Source organism: Paenibacillus harenae (assembly GCF_030812415.1).
GTDB classification, from domain to species: domain Bacteria; phylum Bacillota; class Bacilli; order Paenibacillales; family Paenibacillaceae; genus Pristimantibacillus; species Pristimantibacillus harenae_A.
In genome coordinates this window covers 569,418-589,554 of the sequence record NZ_JAUSST010000004.1, presented here as the reverse complement: position 1 = coordinate 589,554, position 20,137 = coordinate 569,418, and the positions used below count along the sequence as shown (strand labels likewise).

The 20,137-nt window shown below is 49.4% G+C and carries 13 protein-coding genes; 4 read left to right on the top strand and 9 right to left on the bottom strand.

Annotated features, from left to right (window positions below):
* Positions 1-8: 8 nt before the first annotated feature.
* Together J2T14_RS17570 and J2T14_RS17565 are read right to left on the bottom strand one after the other, a co-directional pair.
* Positions 9-908 carry a carbohydrate ABC transporter permease gene (locus J2T14_RS17570; RefSeq protein ID WP_307472761.1) on the bottom strand — a complete coding sequence of 300 codons (900 nt, stop codon included), beginning with the start codon at positions 906-908 and terminating at the stop codon, positions 9-11.
* A gap of 17 nt (positions 909-925) precedes the next feature.
* Positions 926-1,879, bottom strand: coding sequence for an ABC transporter permease (locus tag J2T14_RS17565; RefSeq protein WP_307472758.1), 954 nt, complete (start codon positions 1,877-1,879; stop codon positions 926-928).
* 298 nt (positions 1,880-2,177) lie between these two features.
* Between J2T14_RS17565 and J2T14_RS17560 the strand changes: the two genes are divergently transcribed.
* Positions 2,178-2,714, top strand: coding sequence for a hypothetical protein (locus J2T14_RS17560; protein ID WP_307472756.1), 537 nt, complete (start codon positions 2,178-2,180; stop codon positions 2,712-2,714).
* 223 nt (positions 2,715-2,937) lie between these two features.
* Here J2T14_RS17560 and J2T14_RS17555 read toward each other — a convergent pair whose 3' ends face one another.
* From J2T14_RS17555 to J2T14_RS17545, 3 genes are all read right to left on the bottom strand, one after another.
* A complete protein-coding gene (locus tag J2T14_RS17555) occupies positions 2,938-3,723 on the bottom strand; it encodes an ankyrin repeat domain-containing protein (protein WP_307472754.1) in 786 nt (261 codons plus the stop codon).
* Positions 3,724-4,223: 500 nt separating this feature from the next.
* Positions 4,224-5,003 carry a stalk domain-containing protein gene (locus J2T14_RS17550; RefSeq protein ID WP_307200053.1) on the bottom strand — a complete coding sequence of 260 codons (780 nt, stop codon included), beginning with the start codon at positions 5,001-5,003 and terminating at the stop codon, positions 4,224-4,226.
* 262 nt (positions 5,004-5,265) lie between these two features.
* Positions 5,266-5,808, bottom strand: a complete 543-nt coding sequence (locus tag J2T14_RS17545; protein WP_307472753.1) for an AAA family ATPase — start codon at positions 5,806-5,808, stop codon at positions 5,266-5,268.
* 204 nt (positions 5,809-6,012) lie between these two features.
* Here J2T14_RS17545 and J2T14_RS17540 point away from each other — a divergent pair, with 204 nt between their 5' ends.
* Entirely contained in the window at positions 6,013-6,618 is a 606-nt protein-coding gene (locus tag J2T14_RS17540) for a spore coat protein (protein WP_307472751.1), read from the top strand.
* Between the two features lie 100 nt (positions 6,619-6,718).
* Here J2T14_RS17540 and J2T14_RS17535 read toward each other — a convergent pair whose 3' ends face one another.
* Genes J2T14_RS17535 through J2T14_RS17525 form a run of 3 tightly spaced genes read right to left on the bottom strand, consistent with a single transcriptional unit; the run spans position 6,719 to position 16,451 of the window.
* Complete coding sequence (locus tag J2T14_RS17535) at positions 6,719-6,907, bottom strand: hypothetical protein (RefSeq protein ID WP_307472749.1); 189 nt, start codon at positions 6,905-6,907, stop codon at positions 6,719-6,721.
* The gene (locus J2T14_RS17530) at positions 6,901-15,843 is read right to left on the bottom strand and encodes a fibronectin type III domain-containing protein (RefSeq protein WP_307472746.1); all 8,943 of its coding nucleotides are present in this window, start codon (positions 15,841-15,843) and stop codon (positions 6,901-6,903) included. The genes J2T14_RS17535 and J2T14_RS17530 overlap by 7 nt, the downstream gene beginning before the upstream one ends.
* 35 nt (positions 15,844-15,878) lie before the next feature.
* Positions 15,879-16,451: a hypothetical protein gene (locus J2T14_RS17525; RefSeq protein ID WP_307472744.1), complete on the bottom strand. Its 573-nt coding sequence runs from the start codon at positions 16,449-16,451 to the stop codon at positions 15,879-15,881.
* 129 nt (positions 16,452-16,580) lie between these two features.
* On the opposite strand from J2T14_RS17525, the gene J2T14_RS17520 reads away from it, so the two are divergent.
* Both J2T14_RS17520 and J2T14_RS17515 read left to right on the top strand, forming a co-directional pair.
* Entirely contained in the window at positions 16,581-18,755 is a 2,175-nt protein-coding gene (locus J2T14_RS17520) for a GAF domain-containing sensor histidine kinase (RefSeq protein WP_307472742.1), read from the top strand.
* Positions 18,756-18,773: 18 nt separating this feature from the next.
* Entirely contained in the window at positions 18,774-19,469 is a 696-nt protein-coding gene (locus J2T14_RS17515; protein WP_307472740.1) for a response regulator transcription factor, read from the top strand.
* A gap of 85 nt (positions 19,470-19,554) precedes the next feature.
* Here the strand turns inward: J2T14_RS17515 and J2T14_RS17510 are convergent, their stop codons facing one another.
* On the bottom strand, positions 19,555-20,043 hold the full coding sequence (locus J2T14_RS17510) for a hypothetical protein (protein ID WP_307472738.1): 489 nt from the start codon (positions 20,041-20,043) through the stop codon (positions 19,555-19,557).
* Positions 20,044-20,137: the final 94 nt, after the last annotated feature.

The window sequence follows — 20,137 nt, the reverse complement described above, 5'->3', positions numbered from 1 at the left end:
GTCTGCGCCTATCCCTTAACCGCCCCGATCATAATCCCCTTAACGAAGAAACGTTGGAAGAACGGATACACGAACAAAATCGGCAGGACGACAATCATCGATACCGTCGTGCGGACGGAAGTAGCCGTCTGCATATTCGTCAAGTCGATGTTGGTGCCAGACCCTTGCGAATTGCGGATAATGGCCGCGAGCGAAGTCGACTCGTTCAAATATTTGTACAGAACGAATTGCAGCGTGTAATATTTGCTGTCGGTCATGAGGAACAGCGTGTCGACGAATGAATTCCACTGGCTGACGGCCGAGAATATCGCGATCGTTGCGGCAATCGGCGTAATGAGCGGCATGATGATCCGGCTAAAAATCGTCAAGTATCCCGCACCGTCCATCTCCGCCGACTCTTGCAGCACCTCGGGTATCGATTCGACGAACGTCTTGACAAGAATGACGTAGAAAGGCGATACGATGGCCGGAAGAATGTAGGCCAGGTAGTTGTTCGTGAGGTTCAAATTCATCATGATGATGTACCATGGAATGATGCCCGCATTGAAATACATCGTTACGATGACGAATCTGTACCAGAATTGTCTGCCCCACATCTTCCGCTTCGTGAACAGGAAGCCGAGGAACGCCGATGCCGCCACCGTCAGAAGCGTTCCAACGACCGTCCGGCCTACCGATACGAGGGCCGCCTGCGACAGCCCTTTCACCTGCAGCACCTCGATATAGTTGGTCAGATGGACCATTTTCGGATAGAAGGTAACGAGTCCCCTAGAGCTTAAGTCATTGCTGCTGATCGTATTGATAAACAAGTAGTAGAACGGGAATATGCAAATAATCGTGAAAGCCGCGAAAAAAGTATAGTTAAGCACGTTGAACAACAGATCTCCGTACTTGCGCTGCGTATGCATAAACTGCCTCCTCCCGGTTAGATGATCGACTCTCCGCGTACCATTTTGGACAGACGATTGGCTATGAATAGTAAAACGATGCTAATAATCGACTTCAGCATGCTGACCGCCGTCGCGAACGAGAAGTTGAAGCCGAGCAGCCCCGTATTGTACACGTACAAGTCGAGCACCTCGATCGTATCCCGGTTGAGCGCGTTCTGGAACACGAAGTATTGCTCCATCCCGTTGTTGATCAGATTTGCGATCGATAGCAGCAGCAGGACGAAGTAGGTCGGCATAATCCCCGGCACCGTAATATGCCAGATCATGCGGAAACGCCCCGCGCCATCGACCTTCGCAGCATCGTACAGCTCCTGATCGATCGATGCGATCGCCGCTATGTACATGATCGCGCCCCAGCCGAGCCCTTTCCAGAGCCCCCAAAGCGTCATTTTGAGCCATATCCATTCCGAGGAGGCCAGGTAATTTACCGGCGCTTCCTGCAAGCCGATCGCCATCATGAACTTGTTGATGACGCCGTTGTCGACGGAGAACATCATGAACGCGATCGCATAGACGAGCACCCAACTGATGAAGTTCGGCAGCGTCGTGAAGATTTGCACCGTCTTCTTATACCAGGTCGTCTTGATCTCCGTCAGGAAGATCGCGAACAGCACCGGAAAGACCGAAGTGATAATGCCGAGTCCGCTCATCGCCAGCGTGTTGCGCATGACGCGCAGCACTTCCTGCGTCTGGGTCGGATTGGATACGATCGATCTGAACCACTGCAGACCGACGAACTGCGTATCGAATAGCGAGAAGCCCGGTCGATAATTATAGAACGCGTAAAGCCAGCCGTATAACGGAAAATAGCTGAATACGAGTATGAGCAACAGAAACGGCAGCGCGAACAGAAATAACCGGAATCGGTCGGATATGATGCTGCCGCTGCTTCGCGACAACGAGCTCTGCCTTCGGATGGCCGTCTTCATGCAATCCCTCCTCCTTAAGTGTGACAACCCGCAGCCCTATCCTTCGGCAGAAAGCTCTTACCGCGAGTTGGCTTAGGGCTTCATCTTGTGCTTGCCTTCTTTAAGTATATAGGCTCGCAGCTCCACGACGGGAGTGACAGCGGTTTCAAGATTGATGTTTCCTGTTGTCTTCTAGCAAACAGGATTCACACCCGAGTAAACCATTTTCTTACGGACTTATCGTTTGATGGATTGACAACATTATCCTATTGATACAGAATAATTTGAACTCTACTCATAGGAAGGTGCGTACTCGAAGATGTTTATTTTGCAATTATTGCGCGTCATCGGTTATTTGGGAGCCTTTATGTTCAGCGCTGTGTCTATCGGGTTATTGGATGACAACAATATCTCGGCTCTCGTTGTAGGATTGCTAATTACGTTCGTTTTCGTGGCGGTCATTATCGTTACATCAAGGAAAATAAAAGGCATTCGCAAAGCCCGTCAAGCTGAAATCGAGCGCAAACAACCAAAGCAGTTTTGGCTTATCTTTATTATGAAAGACGAGGATGACGAATGCGACGATGAGCTGCTTGATTCGTTTTTCGAATATGACAATGTCCGAGATTACTTCGTGCTATCGATCAACGAAGCGCGAGAAGCCTCATGGAGCTTCAGCGTGGCGGCCTATCCGACTTATTTGATCGCGAATATCGACCCGAACGACCGGTTCGGAGACAAAACCGCGGACATGCTGAACGCCCCCCTTCTCAAAACAAGCGATGCCTCGGCTATTAGACGCTATCTAGAGGAGGAACGTAGAAGACATGAGGAATGGCTCCGATTAAACCCTTAATCGAACGAGGACAAAAAAGAAAAAGAATCGACAGTCATGGACGAGTGATCATCCCCTGACTGCCGATTCTTTTTTTGATCTACTCAAGCGAAAACGTTGCTTAACCGGTATTTATTATACCACTTTGTTTTTTAGTTGTTTTCGCATCTATATCCTCCGTTAGATAATATGTCTCCTCAATAAACGGATTTTGCGGGATTAGCTGGAAGCGAGACAGGTATTGTCACAGTTGGCCGGCGGATTTAGCGCCTTGACTACGAAGCCATTCAATCAAATTAGCTGCGGAACTACGTTGCGCTGCGTCCAGTGGGGTCAATCCATCCCAAACCGAAATCCAGTTCAATTCGGCACCACGTTCGAGAAGGTATTCCGCAGAGCGTTGCTGTCCACCGTGACAAGCACACCAGAAGGCGACGGTGATCTTGTCCGGAGGTGAAGGGCACCTTGCTCCCCAAGGGTATTTTTCCGAAAATGCGGCACCGGCGAAGTAGGCCTCAATGGCATCCATCAGTCCTAGCGCAGCCGCATGCCAGATTGCGATCTGAGCTCCACGTTTAACCAATCTATCCGCTGCACGCCACTGTGCGAATGCCACTGCATCGTCGAGTGGGGTGCCACCGGCAATCACTGCACCAGGCGCTTCGATGTCGGCGCCAGCATCAAGAAGAGCGTCAATCACTTCAATGTCATCGCAGCTCGAAGCCCAATGAAGCGGTGTCTCAGTATGCGTCCCCGTGAACCGTGCGTTCACGTCGGCTCCGAACTCGACTAACGTACTCACTGTTTCCGCACCGTTAGGAAAGTGCCCGGGCCAGTCGGTCACTACGTGCAACAGCGTCCGAGACATTCCGCAACTTTCGTCTTCATTCTTATTGTCTCTTGCGATAATTCTTGCCGTTGCCAAGCCCGGATTCTCGGCAAGTAGCCGCTTCAAAGATGGGATATCGCCCGTGTGGATCATATTTATAACGGTTACTGCAATCGTTTCATTCTCGTAAATTAGGTCCATGTCCAGATCACCTCATATACATTTGATCGACTTTGTCCGGAAACGAATGAGTGGTTTTACACTTTTATAGCGAACCACACCGTCCGTAAGTCTTTTTCAATGATCGGAAGACGGGTTTCGCCCATTTTACTTTCAATATAAAACAAGAGATCTTCAAGCTCGTTATCCTTCTATCTTGAACGATTAAGTCTACGCCGATAACGTGCGATGCACCATACTTACAAAGGATTCAGTGTAAATGCCTCCGGCGCAATCATCAGCAGCTCTAGTGGTATAGGTCATTCTGTTTCTTTCTTCGTGGAAGTTAATAGGCATTTTAACTCTCCATTTGTTTCATTTGTCGAAACTATGTTTCAATATAACGTAGATTAACCATACCATAAAATCCCTGTTAAAGTATAAAAAATAAAATCGAATAACGGAAACTAAATGCAAAAACAGCCCTCCATATTGAATATAGAGGGCTGTTATTTTTCTTATCAGCTGAAATGCTTAGATAATCAAGCTTCGGTGTTTTTGTCGATGATAATGGCGCTGGAGGTTTCTGCATCCCATGTTACATCGGTGTTCAGTGCTTCGCTCAGAAACCGCAGCGGTACAAAAACTCTGTTGTTTTTAATTTTACCGGCAACGTCAAGCGTAACGGTTTTCCCATTAATCGTAGCGATTTTACTGCCTAACGTCATTTTGACCTCGACACCGTCACGCGTAACGGTCACCGTTTTCGAAACATTGTCATAAGTAACTACGGCGTTCAGCGACTCGGAGATCGCCCGGAACGGAACAAGCGCGCGTCCGCTCTCCACAACGGGAGATAATTCGGTACCAAGCGTTTTGCCATTTACATAGACCTTCACACTTTTGTCGCCGAGCTTCACTTTTATTTTACTGAGTTTCTTATATTCTTCAATATTTGCAGGATCCTGCGAGACAACCTCCGCTTGCACTTCTTCCGCAGCTTTTAGTTCTCCATCTTCCTCCAATGTTTCGACCAATATAGCTAAACTAGTATCAGCATTCACATCAATGTTATATTTTGTTTTAAGCAGTTCGGCAATTCGAACGCCTGCGGGTTTATCCTTGACGTTTTCATACGCATTTTCAAGACCTTTCGAGCCATCGTTCTTTCCTTCGTCATAAACGGAATCGGTTACAGTAGTCGTTTTTGCTTCTACTTTAACCGTTTCTTCATTTTTGCCTTGATTTCCAGGTGCGGCAAAAGCAGTGGTAGCCATCAGGCTAAGGGAGACTACACCAGCCAAAATTACAGATTTTTTCATTTTTTATTACCTCCGTGAGTATGTATTGTTTGCAACACCTACAACTATTCGAAGGCATCAAGCTTTTTGAGGGTACAATGAAAATATTTAAGTGATCTATGAATAAAAGCTTGGAATTCGCCCGTATCGATCGAAATATGACCCCAACGCAATCGAACGGATATAGACTATAGCTTGAGAACTGAATGGTTTAAGATCTTGAAATATATTTTCAAACCTCTTTTGCTAAATATTTGATGAGGTCCCAGAGGAGCCGTCATTGTTATGTTATAAGGGCTTCGTCTTCCAGTCTCGATATTATTTCATCAACCGTTTCTTCGGGGGTCAAATGAGACGAATCCAACCACATTCCGATTCTAGGCGTTTCATCTCGCAACAGCGTATCCAACCCTTCAACAGTCCAAGCACCATAACCTTTTTTTAAACGGGAAGATTCTCTTAGTGTTACAACCGCCGGGTCTGGACAAAGAACCACCACGTACATCGGGCGACTTTGCATATAGGATATAAAATCATTCAACATCGATCCGATTACGACATCTTGAACGACCACTGTAAATCCGGCTTGAACATATAAATCCGCGGATTGTGCAGCCAGCCGATATCGTAGCCGTAGTTGATCCAATTCATCACTCCCGGCATCTGGCTGAACCTCTTTGCGATTATTAACAATCATTCTCCGGAAAACATCTCCGCGCAAATGCACCGACTTCTTGAAGCGTTCGGAAAGCAACTGCGCTACTGTCGATTTTCCACTCGCCATTACCCCGGTTATTAAAATAACGCCATGAGCTTCTCTCGCCATAGAGCTATATCTCCTTTCTCTTTGTCCATAACGTACGATCAAATCCTGGCATGGAATCATTGTGATATCCATTATCTTATATTTCAAGCAAATCGCGTGCAAGTCAAAGTCTTGTTATAACTGATCTCGTTTCATCCGCGCATATTTTCCAGTGGAATTGGTATTCTAACTATGTTCGACCAACATCTTGAAGGAGGAATGACCTTGGCAGCGCATTTAGGGGCTCACGAAACGGTTGAAGCCCATGAGATTTTGACGTCCACTATCAATGCCATCAATACGATGCAGCTTTACCGTCCTTTTGCAAAGGATCCTAGACTCGCTCAAATGATGGACAAGCAAATGCAATTCGCGATTACCGAATACAATCATGCCGTCCAAACGCTACAAAACTTGAACGGACAACGACAAATGACATCCCCCTCGGCTGCTTACCGCGGAGATCAAAATTTCACGCCGGTGTACGGGCTTGACAATCCAGCCGTACAAAGTCCGAATATGTCCACGGCACAGATGGACGACAGGGACGTAGCCAGCTGTCTGCTTGGACTTCATAAGGCATCGGCAACCATGAAAATCATTGCCGCGTTGGAATGCGCGAATCCGCAATTAAGGGCTATGATGCAACAAGGAGCGATGAACTGCTCGGAGCAAGCTTATGAAGTATGGCAATATATGAACCAATCAGGGTACTATCAAGTACCTACGATGAAGGAAATGACGACGAATACCGTACTTAGCGGCTATGAAACGGCTAATCCGACGGCAACGGGGTTTTATCAAAACCAGCCGATGACGAGGACGCAATAATCCACAAAAATAAGCTTCCGATTGGGACAATGGGGGGGTTCCCCCGTCCTTATCGGAAGCTATTTTAATGCCATTCAAACTATCTGCTACTGTTCTATATCTATTTCGTTTCCTTCACGAGCTTCAAGGTGCGAATCGTCTTCAAAAAACGCGGCACGGCCGTTGAGGCGTCGTCCTTTCCGTAGCGGAAGCGGATTCCGTATCGTGTCCCCCAAAAAGGTGCAAGCGCATCATTCGTTTTCTTCAGATCGGCTTCTCCTCTTGGGCTTACCGGGATGATCGTCACCACGATTGACCCGCGCAAATCTTAAACGAGAATTTTAAGAGCGCTTTTCCCGAAGCGGCCTTTGACCATTTATCCCATTTCCTAGGATCATTCCAAGGAAATTTCTTAAGATTGTCCATATGCTTATCAACGGACTTATTGTCCATTTCCTGCGCTGCTTTCCAATCGAATGAAAAACCCTCCTCATCGTCATAAGTAAGAGGTCCTATGTTTCCTTGACCAATGAAATCGGAGTTGGAGCAAATACTTCCTCCGTTGCCTAATCCATTGAGATCGAACGATTCACCTAGTTTTATGTTTGCTAAAGGTCCTATTCCGAATTCGCCGCTGGCTTCGAAAGTCGCGGTTCCGTTAGCAGGAAGCTCCGAATAAGGATTAATGTCTGACATCTCGCTTCCTCCTACTCCAAAGCCAAGTTCTGCACAAATTCGCCAGCCTTCCAGGTTACCATAGTATTCCAACCCGCCGCCAGGGCCCATAAAGAAATTCCCTCCCCAAGCAAAAGTACCGCTTGGATCGCGCTTATTGATCGGATCGTTATTTACATAAGAATACAGGTTTGCTTGGCCGCCTTCATAGAGAACCGGATCTCTTGAATTCCAACGTCCCGATGCCGGGTCATAATCACGAAGACCGAAACGAACGAGTCCCGTTTTCTTGTCCTCAATGCCACCGCCATACCCAAGCGCAAGTTCAAACTCAGGGTTTGAATCGGACAGCAACATCCCGTAGCTGTCATAGCGAAGCTTCTTCACCAAGCTGCCCGCTTCATCGTAAATACGCTCTGGGGTACCCACTTGGTCCGTTATGACATAGTAACGTTGGTCGTTACGCTCTATGGCCATGATTTGACCGCCCGGGCCGTACAAATACGCTGTAACAACCCCGCCAGGATCGACGGAATGCGTAACTTGGTTCTGATCCTTCGGATTGCCGTACAAATATTGGATTGTTCCTTCGGCACTGACACGGGACGTTCTTCTGCCCAGAGCGTCATACCCGTAGCGAATCACTTTGCCGTCGATCGCAGCCTCTAACAGCTCGCCCTTCACGGTGTAATAGAAGGTATCGTTTCCTCTTTGCGAAAGCTGGCCGTCTGCATCATACTGATAGGACACGTTGCCTACTTTCTCAAGCTGGTCAAAATCACCGATGACATGATTGGTTGCCGCAGAGCCTGTAATCTCGCGGCTCGTAAGGTTTTTATTGAGATCATAATTGTACTTTTCTACCGTAGTGCCCTCTACGCTGCTAGTGCGAGTAACGGTCTTCAGTTGTCCATCCCCGTCATAAATATACGAATACGCAATGGTTTCATCCGGCAGCGTAACCGTCTTGGATTCCATCAATCCGCGGTTGTTATACACGCCGCTCAATCGATAAACCTCTTTTCCGTTCTGCGTGTTAACAAAGCCGTTTACTCTTCCCATTGAATCGTAGCTGACGGAGACATTCATCTTTTCATCCTCTACAGAGCTGAAACGTTTGCCGACTTCCTCATACTTATAATGGAATGGTCCATATTGGGAAATCGTATTATTCGCATTCCAATGGATAGGCATATCGAAGGAGACCGGACCTGTCGATGAATGGAAAGCGGCATGAATGTTTGAGAGATTCGCAAGATTGTCATAGCTGTATCCGAATTTCCCCTGGGCAATGCCCTTCCATTCCATATCCTTTAAAGCCGTGCTTCCAGCTTCATACGTATAAATAAATTGCTGCCTATCCATTCCAATGATACTCTCCGTTTTCTCCAAGCGGCCTTGAGGATCGTAACCGAATGTTCGCTGGATATCAGGGTCGTTCGTTTCAAGCAGATAGTTATTGCCTGGATCCCGGATATATTCAATTTCCCGTTTACTGTTCAAGACAGATCGATCCTTCAGACCAGCAGCTGAATAGTAAGTGGAACCCGCTAGCGTGTCGCCTAGCCACAATCCTTCAAAGAGGCCGTTACCGTTAAAGCTTCTGCCGTATTCTGCGCCATCAGGCATGATAAGCTTCGTAACGTTGCCATTCTTGTCATATTGGTTCCGATATACTTTACCCTCTGGCGTTGTAATGCTCTCCACCCGATTCAAAGCATCGAACCCGAAGGTCCTCGTATACCCGGAAGCATCGGTTACGGACTCTATACGGTTCTTGGCATCATACGTATACTCTTCAAATTGCGAGCCTTGCGTAGTCCTCTTCAATCGGCCTTGCTCATCATAAGAGTACTCAACAGGCGCAATCTTGCCATTGCCCTCTTCCTCTCTTACAAGACGGTTTTCCTCGTCGAAAGTATACACGTACAGCTCGCCGTTCGCCCCCGTATAAGTGTTCTTGCGTGCTGCAGAATCATAATGCGACGAGCTGACAACGCCATCCGTATTTACCGTCGTTTTTGTCGTAACTACACTCAGCGGATCAAGAGGATTCGACAATGTTACCTCTTTTGACATGGTTGTAGTCGATGTTTTCCCATTCGCTGCTACGAGCTTCATTTCTTGAGGGTAACGGACAGCCATCCCCCACTGCGGATCAACCGCCATTTTCGTCGTACTCGTAGATCCGTCCGGATACGTCGTGACAACCGTTCCATCGTTATTCGTTGCGGTAACGATCGAATGACCCGTAGGATCCGTCGCTATAAACGACATCTCGTTATCGCTGTACTTCACCTGGTATTTGCTGACCCGGTTATCCGGATCGGTAAACGTGACGATATGGCCGTCATCAAGCTCCTTACGCTCTAAGATTTTTTCCCCAAACTCAGGAGTAACGGCCTTCACCAAGAAGCCTTTATCATCGTACGCATAGCTCTTCTTATTGTTCTCGGGATCCGTGAACGATTCCATCAGCCCGCGTGAATCATACGTCATGGAGTAGGTGTCTCCCAATGAGTTCGTCACTTCCCGCAATTGCCCCTGGGCGATATGGAGCTCCGTACGTTGTCCGTTAGGGGCCACAATGGCTTGAGGCACACCTGAAGCGTCTCTCTCCAATATAATCTCGCTGCCATCCGAATCCTTCAATCCTATTAGACGCCCTTCCGCATCGTAACTATAGTCTACGAGCACCTCTCCGTTTAAGCCAAGCACGGTTTGAAGGTGGCGGCCTGTTGAGCTGTCGAATTTGTATCCGACAGAACCGGTTGAATCCGGAACAACGACCGCGCTAGACGTCGATTTGGCCTTAGAAACCTTCAACCATTTAGATCCGGTCCAGAAGTAGATGGTCCCGTCCGGCTGTACCGACATTCTCAGGTCGGCGTCGACGTTCAGGGCATTCGGTCCTGCGATCGATTTAATCTTCTCTACCGTCTCCGGATCCCATGGGTGGATGATCCCCTCCGGGGTGATCATATAGATTCGGTTAAGCTCCATCTCCATGACATAAATATTCCCGCTGTCATCCAGTTGGAATTCCCGTCTAGGTTTCAACACGGCCTCCTTGGCATCCATGCCGTTCGTTATACTGGATACAAGCCCTGTGGAGGCATGGAAGTACCATTCCCAGTATGGGATGCTTGCATAATTGAACGGTCTTACTTTTCCGGCAATGTGTTTGATCTCACCGGATGGAGAGACGGAGCGAAAAAGAGATCGAGTGTCCCACAAATCTTGTTCTTTACAGCCATCGGTGTCTGTTGCGCAGACCAAAGTCCCAATGGTCGTGTAAATCGTTCCATCATTTCCGATTCTAAAATCGCCTATATTCCCGAAATTCCTTTTGGTAACGTTCCCTTTAAATGCCGGGATATTGCTAAGCAATTCCGCACGTTGATTAAGGACATAAGTCTTATAAGCGAACAGGGAGTATATTCGGCCATTAGGATCGATTCGATTAAGTTTATGGCCATTATTATAGTTCTTGAAATATAAGCTCCCGTCCGGTCCGACCTCCGGGTCACTTTCTCCGTTCATGCTTTTAATCGTTACTTCGGTTGCTGACATGCCATCCTCGTAATCATTCAGTCCGACTTCCCCGCCCCCCGCGAAATAAACAAGATTCGCTTCATGAGGCAGCTTACGGAAAATTCCGAAGCTTGAAATCGTAAACATGGTCCCATCGCTGCCTACTGCAATAACCTCATGCTCCATGGCGCTTTCATGCACTTTTTCTTTAATGCCGTTGGAGGTAATTCGGTAAATCGCATGTTTTATATTATTGTAAGGTCCTTCTGCGATGGTATAGTACATGTCCCCGTCCTTGCCATACACCATATGCTGAGCAAACGCGCCGACTGGCAGCGTATACGTGCTAGGCAGCAAGGCCGTCCAGTCCTCTACAACAAACGTGTCGTACTCTTTCAGAAACTGGTGGTCGCTAAGCTTCCAGCCGGCGATGCCCATGTCTTGAAAAACATCCGTCGGACTTTCGATATATCCGTTCCATTCTTGCTTGACGGCAATTTCGTCCCTGCCGTTTACGTACTCCGTATCAAGCGTGTTCGATACCCCTCCGCCGGCATCCGCAACGTTACCGCCGGGAATTCTGCCGAACACAGAGCTTTTCTTATCTGGATCATTGTAATCTTTTCTTGCCGCTTCAATATCGTTCTTGTAGATATACCTGAGCTCGGAGAAGTAAGGATGCTTACCGATAAGCGGTCTACCGAACGCATCCGTTCCATCCCATACCAGCTCGAATTTCTGATTCTTCTCCAATCCGAAAGTCTTAGAAATTTTGTTGCCTGCAATGTAAAAATCGAGTTCGACCCGAATAAGCCCCTGCGGCAGCTCTCGGCTATCCGTGATCGGTATTTTTATTTTGTTCTTATCTTGATAACCAACGGAACGCTTGCTGTCATACGAAAGCTTGAAAGGAGTTCCCGCGATATCGATCACTTGGCCTAAAGACTGCTGCTCGCAGCCAATGATCGACCCTTCCTTGCATTCGATGGGCTCATCTTTCTTGTCCGGCGTCTTAGGCGAAAGCTTATCTTCCAGATGCTTAAACCAATTTTCTTTAAGCTCTGGCGAAACATAAGGCGGTTTAATAACATCCTCAGGCAAAGCTGCTCGAACCTGATTAAAGTCGAATGGCGAGAAATGGTTAACGGGAACTCGCCAGAAGCTTTCTCCTGCCGAAAACATAGCAGCTAAACGCACTCTCTCCGCTTCGGGTAAATCCAGCTGCGAGAGCTTATCTTCTCCATCGATGACATTGTCGCCATCCACGTCGAGATGCGCGATTCCATTCTCAATCTTTATGACCTTTATAACTACGCCGTCCTCCTGCGCTTCCCATGCCCCGTTAGAACGGTTGTAGTATCCATTAGGCACAATGATTCCAGCTGGATGGTTCAAGAAATTATCCACGTATACATAAACAGGCTTGTTAAAGGCAACCTCCTTCGCGCCCGCTGCGATAGCCTCGTCTACCGAGAGCTCAACCGCATAAGTGTAAGCAACCATATTGGTTAACTCTCCAGGCATCGCCTCTTGGCCCAATTCGCCTACCGTATATTCCGTGGCACGAACGCTCAAGGAAGCAAGCTCCTTAACCGTCCCGTCTTCGAGCTTCATCGTGGCCGTCGTTCCTGGCGCGAAGAGCAGACTCGCTTGTCTTGTTCCGTCCTGGTCCGTTACCGGATTCGCTTTAGCGATCTGATAGTCCGTTCCATTCGCTTCGATTTCCGTAACCTTCGTATCGAGGGCTGTCATGACGGCTTCCGGCAGGAAAGAGAATGCAAGAGGCGATGTTTCCGCTTTGCGTTGAATCGTCATGTACCCTGGTTTTTCGTATTGTACCGTTACCGTAGAACGGCTGTCAGCCGCAATGTCGAACTGTCCATCCGCACGGCTGTACGTACGCCCAACCTCCGATTGCGCATGAACGGTAATCTTAACACCGGATAACGGCTCTCCCTGCGTGCCTTGAACCTTGCCTCTAATAATCGTAACTCGGTCCTCGTCAATCGCTCCCGCTTGGACTCCTGCTTGAGTCGCTTGCGCTCCTTCATATAGGAACGAAACCCGGTCGGCAAAAGAAGTTCTGCCCGTTTGCGATAACGGAGGAGCAACCGCTATCGGATCGGCAGGCATAAATACATCTTCCGCTAGCTTGCCGATCGCCGTATCCGACTTCACCGATTCCTTCCCGTTTGCGCTTATTGCAGCGACTGCAAAGGTATAGGTATCTCCATTCGTCAGCCCTTCAACCATGTACTGATTCGTTGTACCAGCGTCGAGGGGAGGGCTCCAATTCACGCCGTTATCGCTGGATACATACACGCGGTAGCCCGCCAAACGATCATTTACTATGGGGTCCCATGTCAATAAGGCTTGGCCCACTCCCGGCTGTACCTTAAGGCGCTCGGGCACAACAAATGCGGAATAACTTACACTCACAGCTTCCGATTTCAGCGATTCGTTGTTCACTAGGTCAACGGAAGTTAATGCAAATACATAGGTTTTACCGCTAGCCAGTGTTGTAACGGTATAGTTCGTTGCTTTACCTACGGAGATTGCAGGCTGCCACGCAACTCCGTCGTTGTCTGAAATGTATAATTGATAATGGCTCAGGTCTTGATCCGCAACTGCGCTCCAAGAAAGGATAATATCCCCGTTAACGTCTACTGCTTCCAAATCTGCGGGAACGGCCGGCGGCGTTTCGTCCGGGCCTGAGGGCGTAGTAGCCTCTACCGCTTCCGAAGGCGCCGACTCGTTGCCCGACGTGTCGTATGCGGTCACCTTAAAGGCATAGGTAGTATCGTCTTCGAGATTAAGTACGATATGATGGTTATAGCTGCTCTGTTCCACATACGGTTCAGCTCCATCCCTGAACACATAGACTTTAAATCCGGCAAAATCCGTTTCATTCGCATATATGCTTCCATCCCAAGACAGATCTACCTTCTTGTTGCCTGCAACGGCTTTAACGCCTATAGGTATAGGCGGCGGAATCGTATCTTCTTCATGCACAGGCGTAGCCTCCACAGGAGAAGAAAATACGGACTCATTGCCAAACATGTCCTGTGCGGTTACATAGAACGTATATTTCACGCCGTTTTCAAGATTGGCCTGGATAAACGTCGTTTTCTCTTGTATAGATGAAATTCGCGCAGGGGGGCTTCCGTCGTTTCCCTTCATGTAAAGGTTATAAGTCCGTAAATCCCCTTCCAAAGATTCATTCCACGCAAGAGTAACTTTAGCGTCCCCGGGAACCGCTTGTAATCCAACAGGGGCCTCAGGAGCCGTTCGATCCATGTCAAGCGTAGGAATCGTTGTTTTTCGATTGGATTTAACCGATTCTTTCCCTTCCGTATCCACGGAGGTTAAGGCAATTGTATAGTGTTGATCTGGGGTAAGGCCTTCCAATGGGAAGAATGCCGCCATGCCGAGAGCAGGAATCGGTTCATTCCAGGTTACGCCTCGGTCTTTGGATACATAAAGCTTATGACCGGCAAGGGCGGCGTCATTAACCGGCTCCCAGATAACGATTACTCTTCCTCCGTCTTGAGGAATAATTTGTTTTAATGTCGGAGGCGCGATCGTTTCCGTCGGGATGGAAGAAACGGGCGTACTTGCGACTGCCGAGGATTTGGCGGATTCATTGCCTGTATAATCGACGGCTGATACGGCGAAGGTATACTCTCTCCCGTTCTCTAATCCAAGAATCGTATAGGATGCGGAAAGACCGACATTAAACATGGAGGTCCAGGTTGCGCCTTTGTCCAAAGAAACATGTACATTGTAATGGGACAGATCAAGTTCGGGGACGTCGGTCCAATCCAGCGAAATTTGGCCGTCGCCAGGAGTTGCTTCCAGGTTGCTTGGAACGCTAGGCGGGGTCGTATCCTCAGGCTGCGTTTCTTCCGATACAACGAAGGAACCTGCCTCGGAGTTCCAGCTATACTGCTCGCCCCAACCCGGTTTGAAAATCCCCATTCGAATGACATACGTGCCTAGTTCCGCATCGGCTGGAACTTTCCATAATAACGGATAAGTCGAAACAAATTCATCGTCAAGAAATTGCTCATCGAAGAACATCTGATGCACCTTCGCTCCGGAAGGGTTGAAAATCTCTACATCTACCAAAGCAAGCGAATCCGAGGAAGGCTTCACCTTCGATCTGATATCAAGAAGGCCGCCTGCCGTTAATTGCTCCGGTATGGCAAGGGCGGCTGTTTCATACGCGTCTGCTCTGCCGGGAGTCGGCCCCGATTGCAAAGAAACGACTTGGAGCAAGGTCAAGTTGGTTTCTTTGCAATACGAAACATTACGGTCGTGACTAAGGACCTCGGCTCCAACGCGGTATTCGCCTGCTTGAATCCCTCGCGGCACCGTCCAAAGAAGGGCAAATGACTTTTCCTCATTAGCATTGAACGCTACATCCGTATAACGTTGCTGCGATACAACAAACTGAGCGGCATTATATACCGTAATCTCTACAACGGAGTCCGTAAGCTCGGTCGAGCTCTTGGCGTGAACATTAACTTGCGCGGCCTCTCCGGTTGCAACGGGATTCGGTGTCGCGTTCGCCGATAACGAAACGACTTTGGCGGGGGTGTCCGACACCTCTATAGCAGCAGCGCCGGCATGCCAGGTTAGCTGTTCCTCCCACCCCGGCTTCATAATGCCCAGGCTTACCAGGTACGTTCCATGTGCTTGTGCGGCAGGAACCTCCCAATTGAACGGGAATGATCTGGATACGCCTGCCGTTACTTCTTGGTCGTCAAGAAACTGTTGATGGACCTTGTTCCCGGAGGAGTCGAAGATTTCCAAATCCACTAAGACTCGCCCGGTACTCGGTGCGGTTACAATAGCGTTTAACGTGACGGTTTGTCCGGGTTGTACCGAACTCGATGAAGTGATAACCGAGGTGATAAATGTTGCGGCCGCTTGGCTTGCCGCCAATGCGCCTATTGGCATAATGCTCGTGACAAGTACAACTAACGTTGTTAGCGCACAAATCCATCTGGAGTACCTATGAAATATTGCAAACATCTTTCTCCCTACTTTCTTAATCGTTTTTGCATAAATTACCGTCCTGCAGCAAGCGATTCCCGCTGTGACCGGGGCGTCAATCTTCCGGTCCAAATGCAAAAGCCCATTCCGACGTAAGCGAGTCCCCAGAAGAAAGCGAAGTATACGTTGTCCTCCACCGGAAGGAATGCGCCGAGGAGCATGAGCATGTATAAGCCCGCCACCCAACGGGGGAATACCTTGGCGCGGAACGTCATGATGGCGAATAGCAGCGTGCCTCCGGTTAGACCGATCATGCTGCCCATGCCGGTAATCGCCATAACCAAACTGTCGGTTTTCGGGGCGGATGGCCCCAGGATGAACACGGCAAACAACAAAGCCGTTGTCAAAACGTTGCCGATCGTAATGCCGAGTACGCTAATAAATCCAAGCAAGCCGGTTTCCTTCGATTGCACGAGATAACCGGCGATCGAGCCGACCGCCATAAGAATGCATGCCGCATACCCGAAGGAAAGCTCCTGCATACTGTCCGTTCCCCAGATGATCGCCGTAGGCGTCATGCCGATTCTCGCGATCCCCGCCAGCAAGCAGATCAGGCCCAGCCACCTTAATGCCCGTAACTCATTCATTTTTCATTCTCCTCGTCTTCGATTGATTTGCTTGCCTTAATCCTATACGCGCGGGAATCACGGGCAACAGGGCATTGAATACCCCATTTTACGGGAAACTGCCGATTCCCGAATTCGGGAAATTCGGGAATGCGGACGGGAATTCGCAACCCTCTCATATTCAAAACAACCTTCGACCGCTATAATAAAAACATGAAAAAAATTAGAGCCTATCAAGTCTTTGTCGGACTGTTTTTTATCGTTACAGCAACCTTATATGCAAGCTGCATTCCTATCTATTACGAAGCGCTGCTGTCGCAATGCATCTCGAACGGATGCGGAGCGTCGATTCCTGCCTTGACCTTGGAACCCGGGGGCCTCACCATAACGGAGATTGCATTCCTCCAAGTAGCGATCGACTGTTCCTACACGCTGGTGTTCTATTCGTCAGCCCTGATTCTTCTGTGGAAAAGCGCACGGGAACCGATGGGTTTACTCGCCGCGCTGGCGATGATCGCCTTCGGCACTTCTTTTCCGTCGCTCGTCGTGGTCGGATCGGCGGAAGCGGCATTCACTCATTACTGGTTCCTTGGGGTAGCTGCCGCAGGTTGGATCGCGATATCGTTGTTCTGCCTGCTTTTCCCGAACGGTTCATTCGTTCCTTCATGGTCGAGGTTCGTCATGGCGCTCATAGCGTTCGTGGATATCGCGAACATCTTCTTCGAAGGGAGCTTGTGGCAAAAACTTCATTTCCCTATGTACATTCAGTTCATCTGGTATTTGTCGACGACGTTTCTCCTGATCTATGCCCAGGTGCACCGTTTCAGGCGAATCTCTTCGCCCGAGCAGCGTCAGCAGACCAAGTGGGTTGTCTACGGCGTTGCGGTCTGCTTCATAGGATTTGCGGTGATCAGCATGCTGTTCAACCCCGCTTTCTATAACGGCAATGCCGCTTACTTCCTCTATTTAAATGCGGCGCTTCACCTTTGTCTGTCGGCTCTGCCCGTTACCCTTACGCTCGCCGTTCTCAGGCGGAGGCTATGGGACATTAATCCCCTCGTTAACCGGACGATCGTCTATGGCGCGCTGACCGTATGCATTGTCCTGCTCTATACCGCCGTTGTGCTTTATCTCGGGAAGCAGTTTGTATCATTGAACCATTATGTCGTCTCTATGATTGCAACGGCGCTTGTCGCGGTAGCGTTCGCGCCCCTTAAGGAATGGCTTCAACGACAGGTGAATCGGCTGATGAAAGGCCGTCATGATGATCCGTACGCCGTTCTGTTAGAGCTAGGCAGCCAGATGATGCAGCCGCTCGCGCCCGATGCGATGCTTACGGCGATTGCCCGTCAGGTTCAAGGCGCGCTTCGTTTGCCTTATGCCGGCATTGCGATAGACATCGAAGGGCAAGAGGCCATAATAGCCGAAGCGGGCGAGCGCAAAGAAGGGCTTGAACTGCATGCCTATCCGATCGTCTATCGGGGTAAATCGATTGGCACGTTGTATGCGGCGAATCGCTCGGCGGGGGAAAACTTTTCACCGGAGGACCATATTTTCCTTGAAGTACTGCTTCGGCAAGCCGGGCCGCTTGTGAACAATGCGGATATGCTGCAGGGGATGAGGCGGCTGGCGGAGGATCTTCAGGATTCCCGCGAAAAGCTGGTGCTCGCCCGGGAAGAGGAACGCCGACGAATCCGCAACAATTTGCACGACGATCTAGCGCCGAGATTGGCGGCACTGGCGCTTAACGTGGCGATAGCGCGCAAATACATCGACAAGGATCCTGCCGTTGCGGTCGCTAAGATGGATGAGCTCAGCCAAGTCATTCGAGCGACGGTCCAAGATATTCGCTCCCTGGTGAACGATTTACGGCCCCCTGCGCTCGATGAACTCGGTCTTGTCGGCGCGATCCGCGCACGGATGGACGAGATGGCGAAGCCTTCCCGGCTAAGCCCGGACGGTTCGTGGGCAAAGCGGCTGCATATGCAGATCAAAGCTCCGTCGGTCCTGCCATCATTGCGTGCCGCGGTCGAAGTTGCCGTCTACCGGATTGTGACGGAGTCGATGGTAAATGCGGTGAAGCATGCGGATGCGACCGTCTGCCAAGTCGTGCTGGCCGTAACGGAGGACGGTCGACTGCTGGTGGAAGTGACAGACGACGGTATAGGCATCGGCTCGACGGGGCGTCCGCCTTTGACGGGGACGACCGGCGGTATCGGGCTCATATCCATGCGCGAGCGGGCTGCGGAGATCGGCGGAGAATGCGTGATTGAACCGCTGGACACGGGAGGAACGAGGGTACGCGCGATGCTGCCTTTGCAATAGAGAAGGAGGATGGGACTGATGAGAATCATTATAGCCGAGGATCACCCGATGTTTCGGGGCGGCGTTCGCAGCTTGCTGGCGACGACGGACGATTTGGAAGTTGTCGGGGAAGCGTCCGAAGGCGACGAAGCGGTGAAGCTGGCAGGCGAGCTGCAGCCCGACCTTATTCTGATGGATATCCGCATGCCCGGAATGAATGGCATCGAGGCGACCGAACGGATTAGAGAACAATATCCGGGTACCGAAGTATTGATCCTTACGATGTTTCAGGATGATCAGTCGGTCTTCACCGCCATGAGAGTTGGCGCCAAGGGTTACGTGTTGAAGGATGCGGATGAGGAGGAACTGCTTCAGGCGATTCGTATGGTGGGAAGCGGACGCGCCGTATTCAGTACGGGAATCGCGGAGAGGATGATGCATTATTTTGCCACGCAGGACCCGCAAGCAGCGACGGCTTCCCATGGCGAAGAGGCGGGGGAACAAGGAATCGGAAGGCATGGACTGCTGCGAGATCCGGCCTTTGCCGAATTAACCCGCCGCGAAGCGGAAATTTTGGCCAGAATCGCACTCGGAGACACTAATGCCCAGATTGCCGACCGCCTCCACATCAGTGCCAAGACCGTTGCCAACAACGTGTCGAACATTCTGAATAAGCTCCAAGTCATGACCCGGCACGAAGCAAGGAAGCTGGTCGAGCAGTCACGGCATATCTAGCCATTTTAACGTAGCGGATTTCATTGACTCGAATAAGGCCAGAGCTCTCGATCGAGATATCCTGGCCTTCATTATGGGAACATAATTATTTCAGGAACTCGTCGACTTTGGCCTTCATTGAGGTTATTGTCGTTTTTTTATATTGCAGTCCTAATCGGAGAACTTTTATTTTTTGAGACCGAGATAAGTTTTTGAAACGCGGATCTTGTTTGAGGAATCTTTTTATAATGGACCAACTGCTTCCGACTAGCCGTTCAGGATTGGCATAGGGAACATGATTAGCCAGTTTTTGCTTCCTGAAATGGTGAATAAGCGAAGATAGCTTAGAGGAAACCTTGCTTTCATCGACCAGACATGCAACGTTTTTTTTATTAGTATGCTTTTTGAGGTAATCAAAATGACTGTGCCCGCTTATTACAAGGTAACCACCCTCTTTTTTGCTCTTGCGAACAATGAGCATGTGCATGCAATCCTGGGCCGTTTTACGCAATTCCTTGATCCGTTGAGTAATTTTGGCGGACATGTCGCCGGGTTTAATTCTGTTAAGGGGTAAATACCTTACTGTATAGCGCATAGGGTAAACTCGCCCTCCTTTTTGCATTTATGTAGTTTATGCCGATCCTTAGCTCTCGAACACTCTACCTTATAACCAAATGGATCGTTAAGTC

What these genes read in the sequence shown, in the direction of transcription:
- J2T14_RS17510 (WP_307472738.1), bottom strand. Translation starts at nt 20,043, where the DNA reads ATGCGCTATACAGTAAGGTATTTACCCCTTAACAGAATTAAACCCGGC.
- J2T14_RS17565 (WP_307472758.1), bottom strand. Translation starts at nt 1,879, where the DNA reads ATGAAGACGGCCATCCGAAGGCAGAGCTCGTTGTCGCGAAGCAGCGGC.
- J2T14_RS17560 (WP_307472756.1), top strand. Translation starts at nt 2,178, where the DNA reads ATGTTTATTTTGCAATTATTGCGCGTCATCGGTTATTTGGGAGCCTTT.
- J2T14_RS17545 (WP_307472753.1), bottom strand. Translation starts at nt 5,808, where the DNA reads ATGGCGAGAGAAGCTCATGGCGTTATTTTAATAACCGGGGTAATGGCG.
- J2T14_RS17530 (WP_307472746.1), bottom strand. Translation starts at nt 15,843, where the DNA reads ATGTTTGCAATATTTCATAGGTACTCCAGATGGATTTGTGCGCTAACA.
- J2T14_RS17550 (WP_307200053.1), bottom strand. Translation starts at nt 5,003, where the DNA reads ATGAAAAAATCTGTAATTTTGGCTGGTGTAGTCTCCCTTAGCCTGATG.
- J2T14_RS17515 (WP_307472740.1), top strand. Translation starts at nt 18,774, where the DNA reads ATGAGAATCATTATAGCCGAGGATCACCCGATGTTTCGGGGCGGCGTT.
- J2T14_RS17570 (WP_307472761.1), bottom strand. Translation starts at nt 908, where the DNA reads ATGCATACGCAGCGCAAGTACGGAGATCTGTTGTTCAACGTGCTTAAC.
- J2T14_RS17525 (WP_307472744.1), bottom strand. Translation starts at nt 16,451, where the DNA reads ATGAATGAGTTACGGGCATTAAGGTGGCTGGGCCTGATCTGCTTGCTG.
- J2T14_RS17555 (WP_307472754.1), bottom strand. Translation starts at nt 3,723, where the DNA reads ATGGACCTAATTTACGAGAATGAAACGATTGCAGTAACCGTTATAAAT.
- J2T14_RS17520 (WP_307472742.1), top strand. Translation starts at nt 16,581, where the DNA reads ATGCGGACGGGAATTCGCAACCCTCTCATATTCAAAACAACCTTCGAC.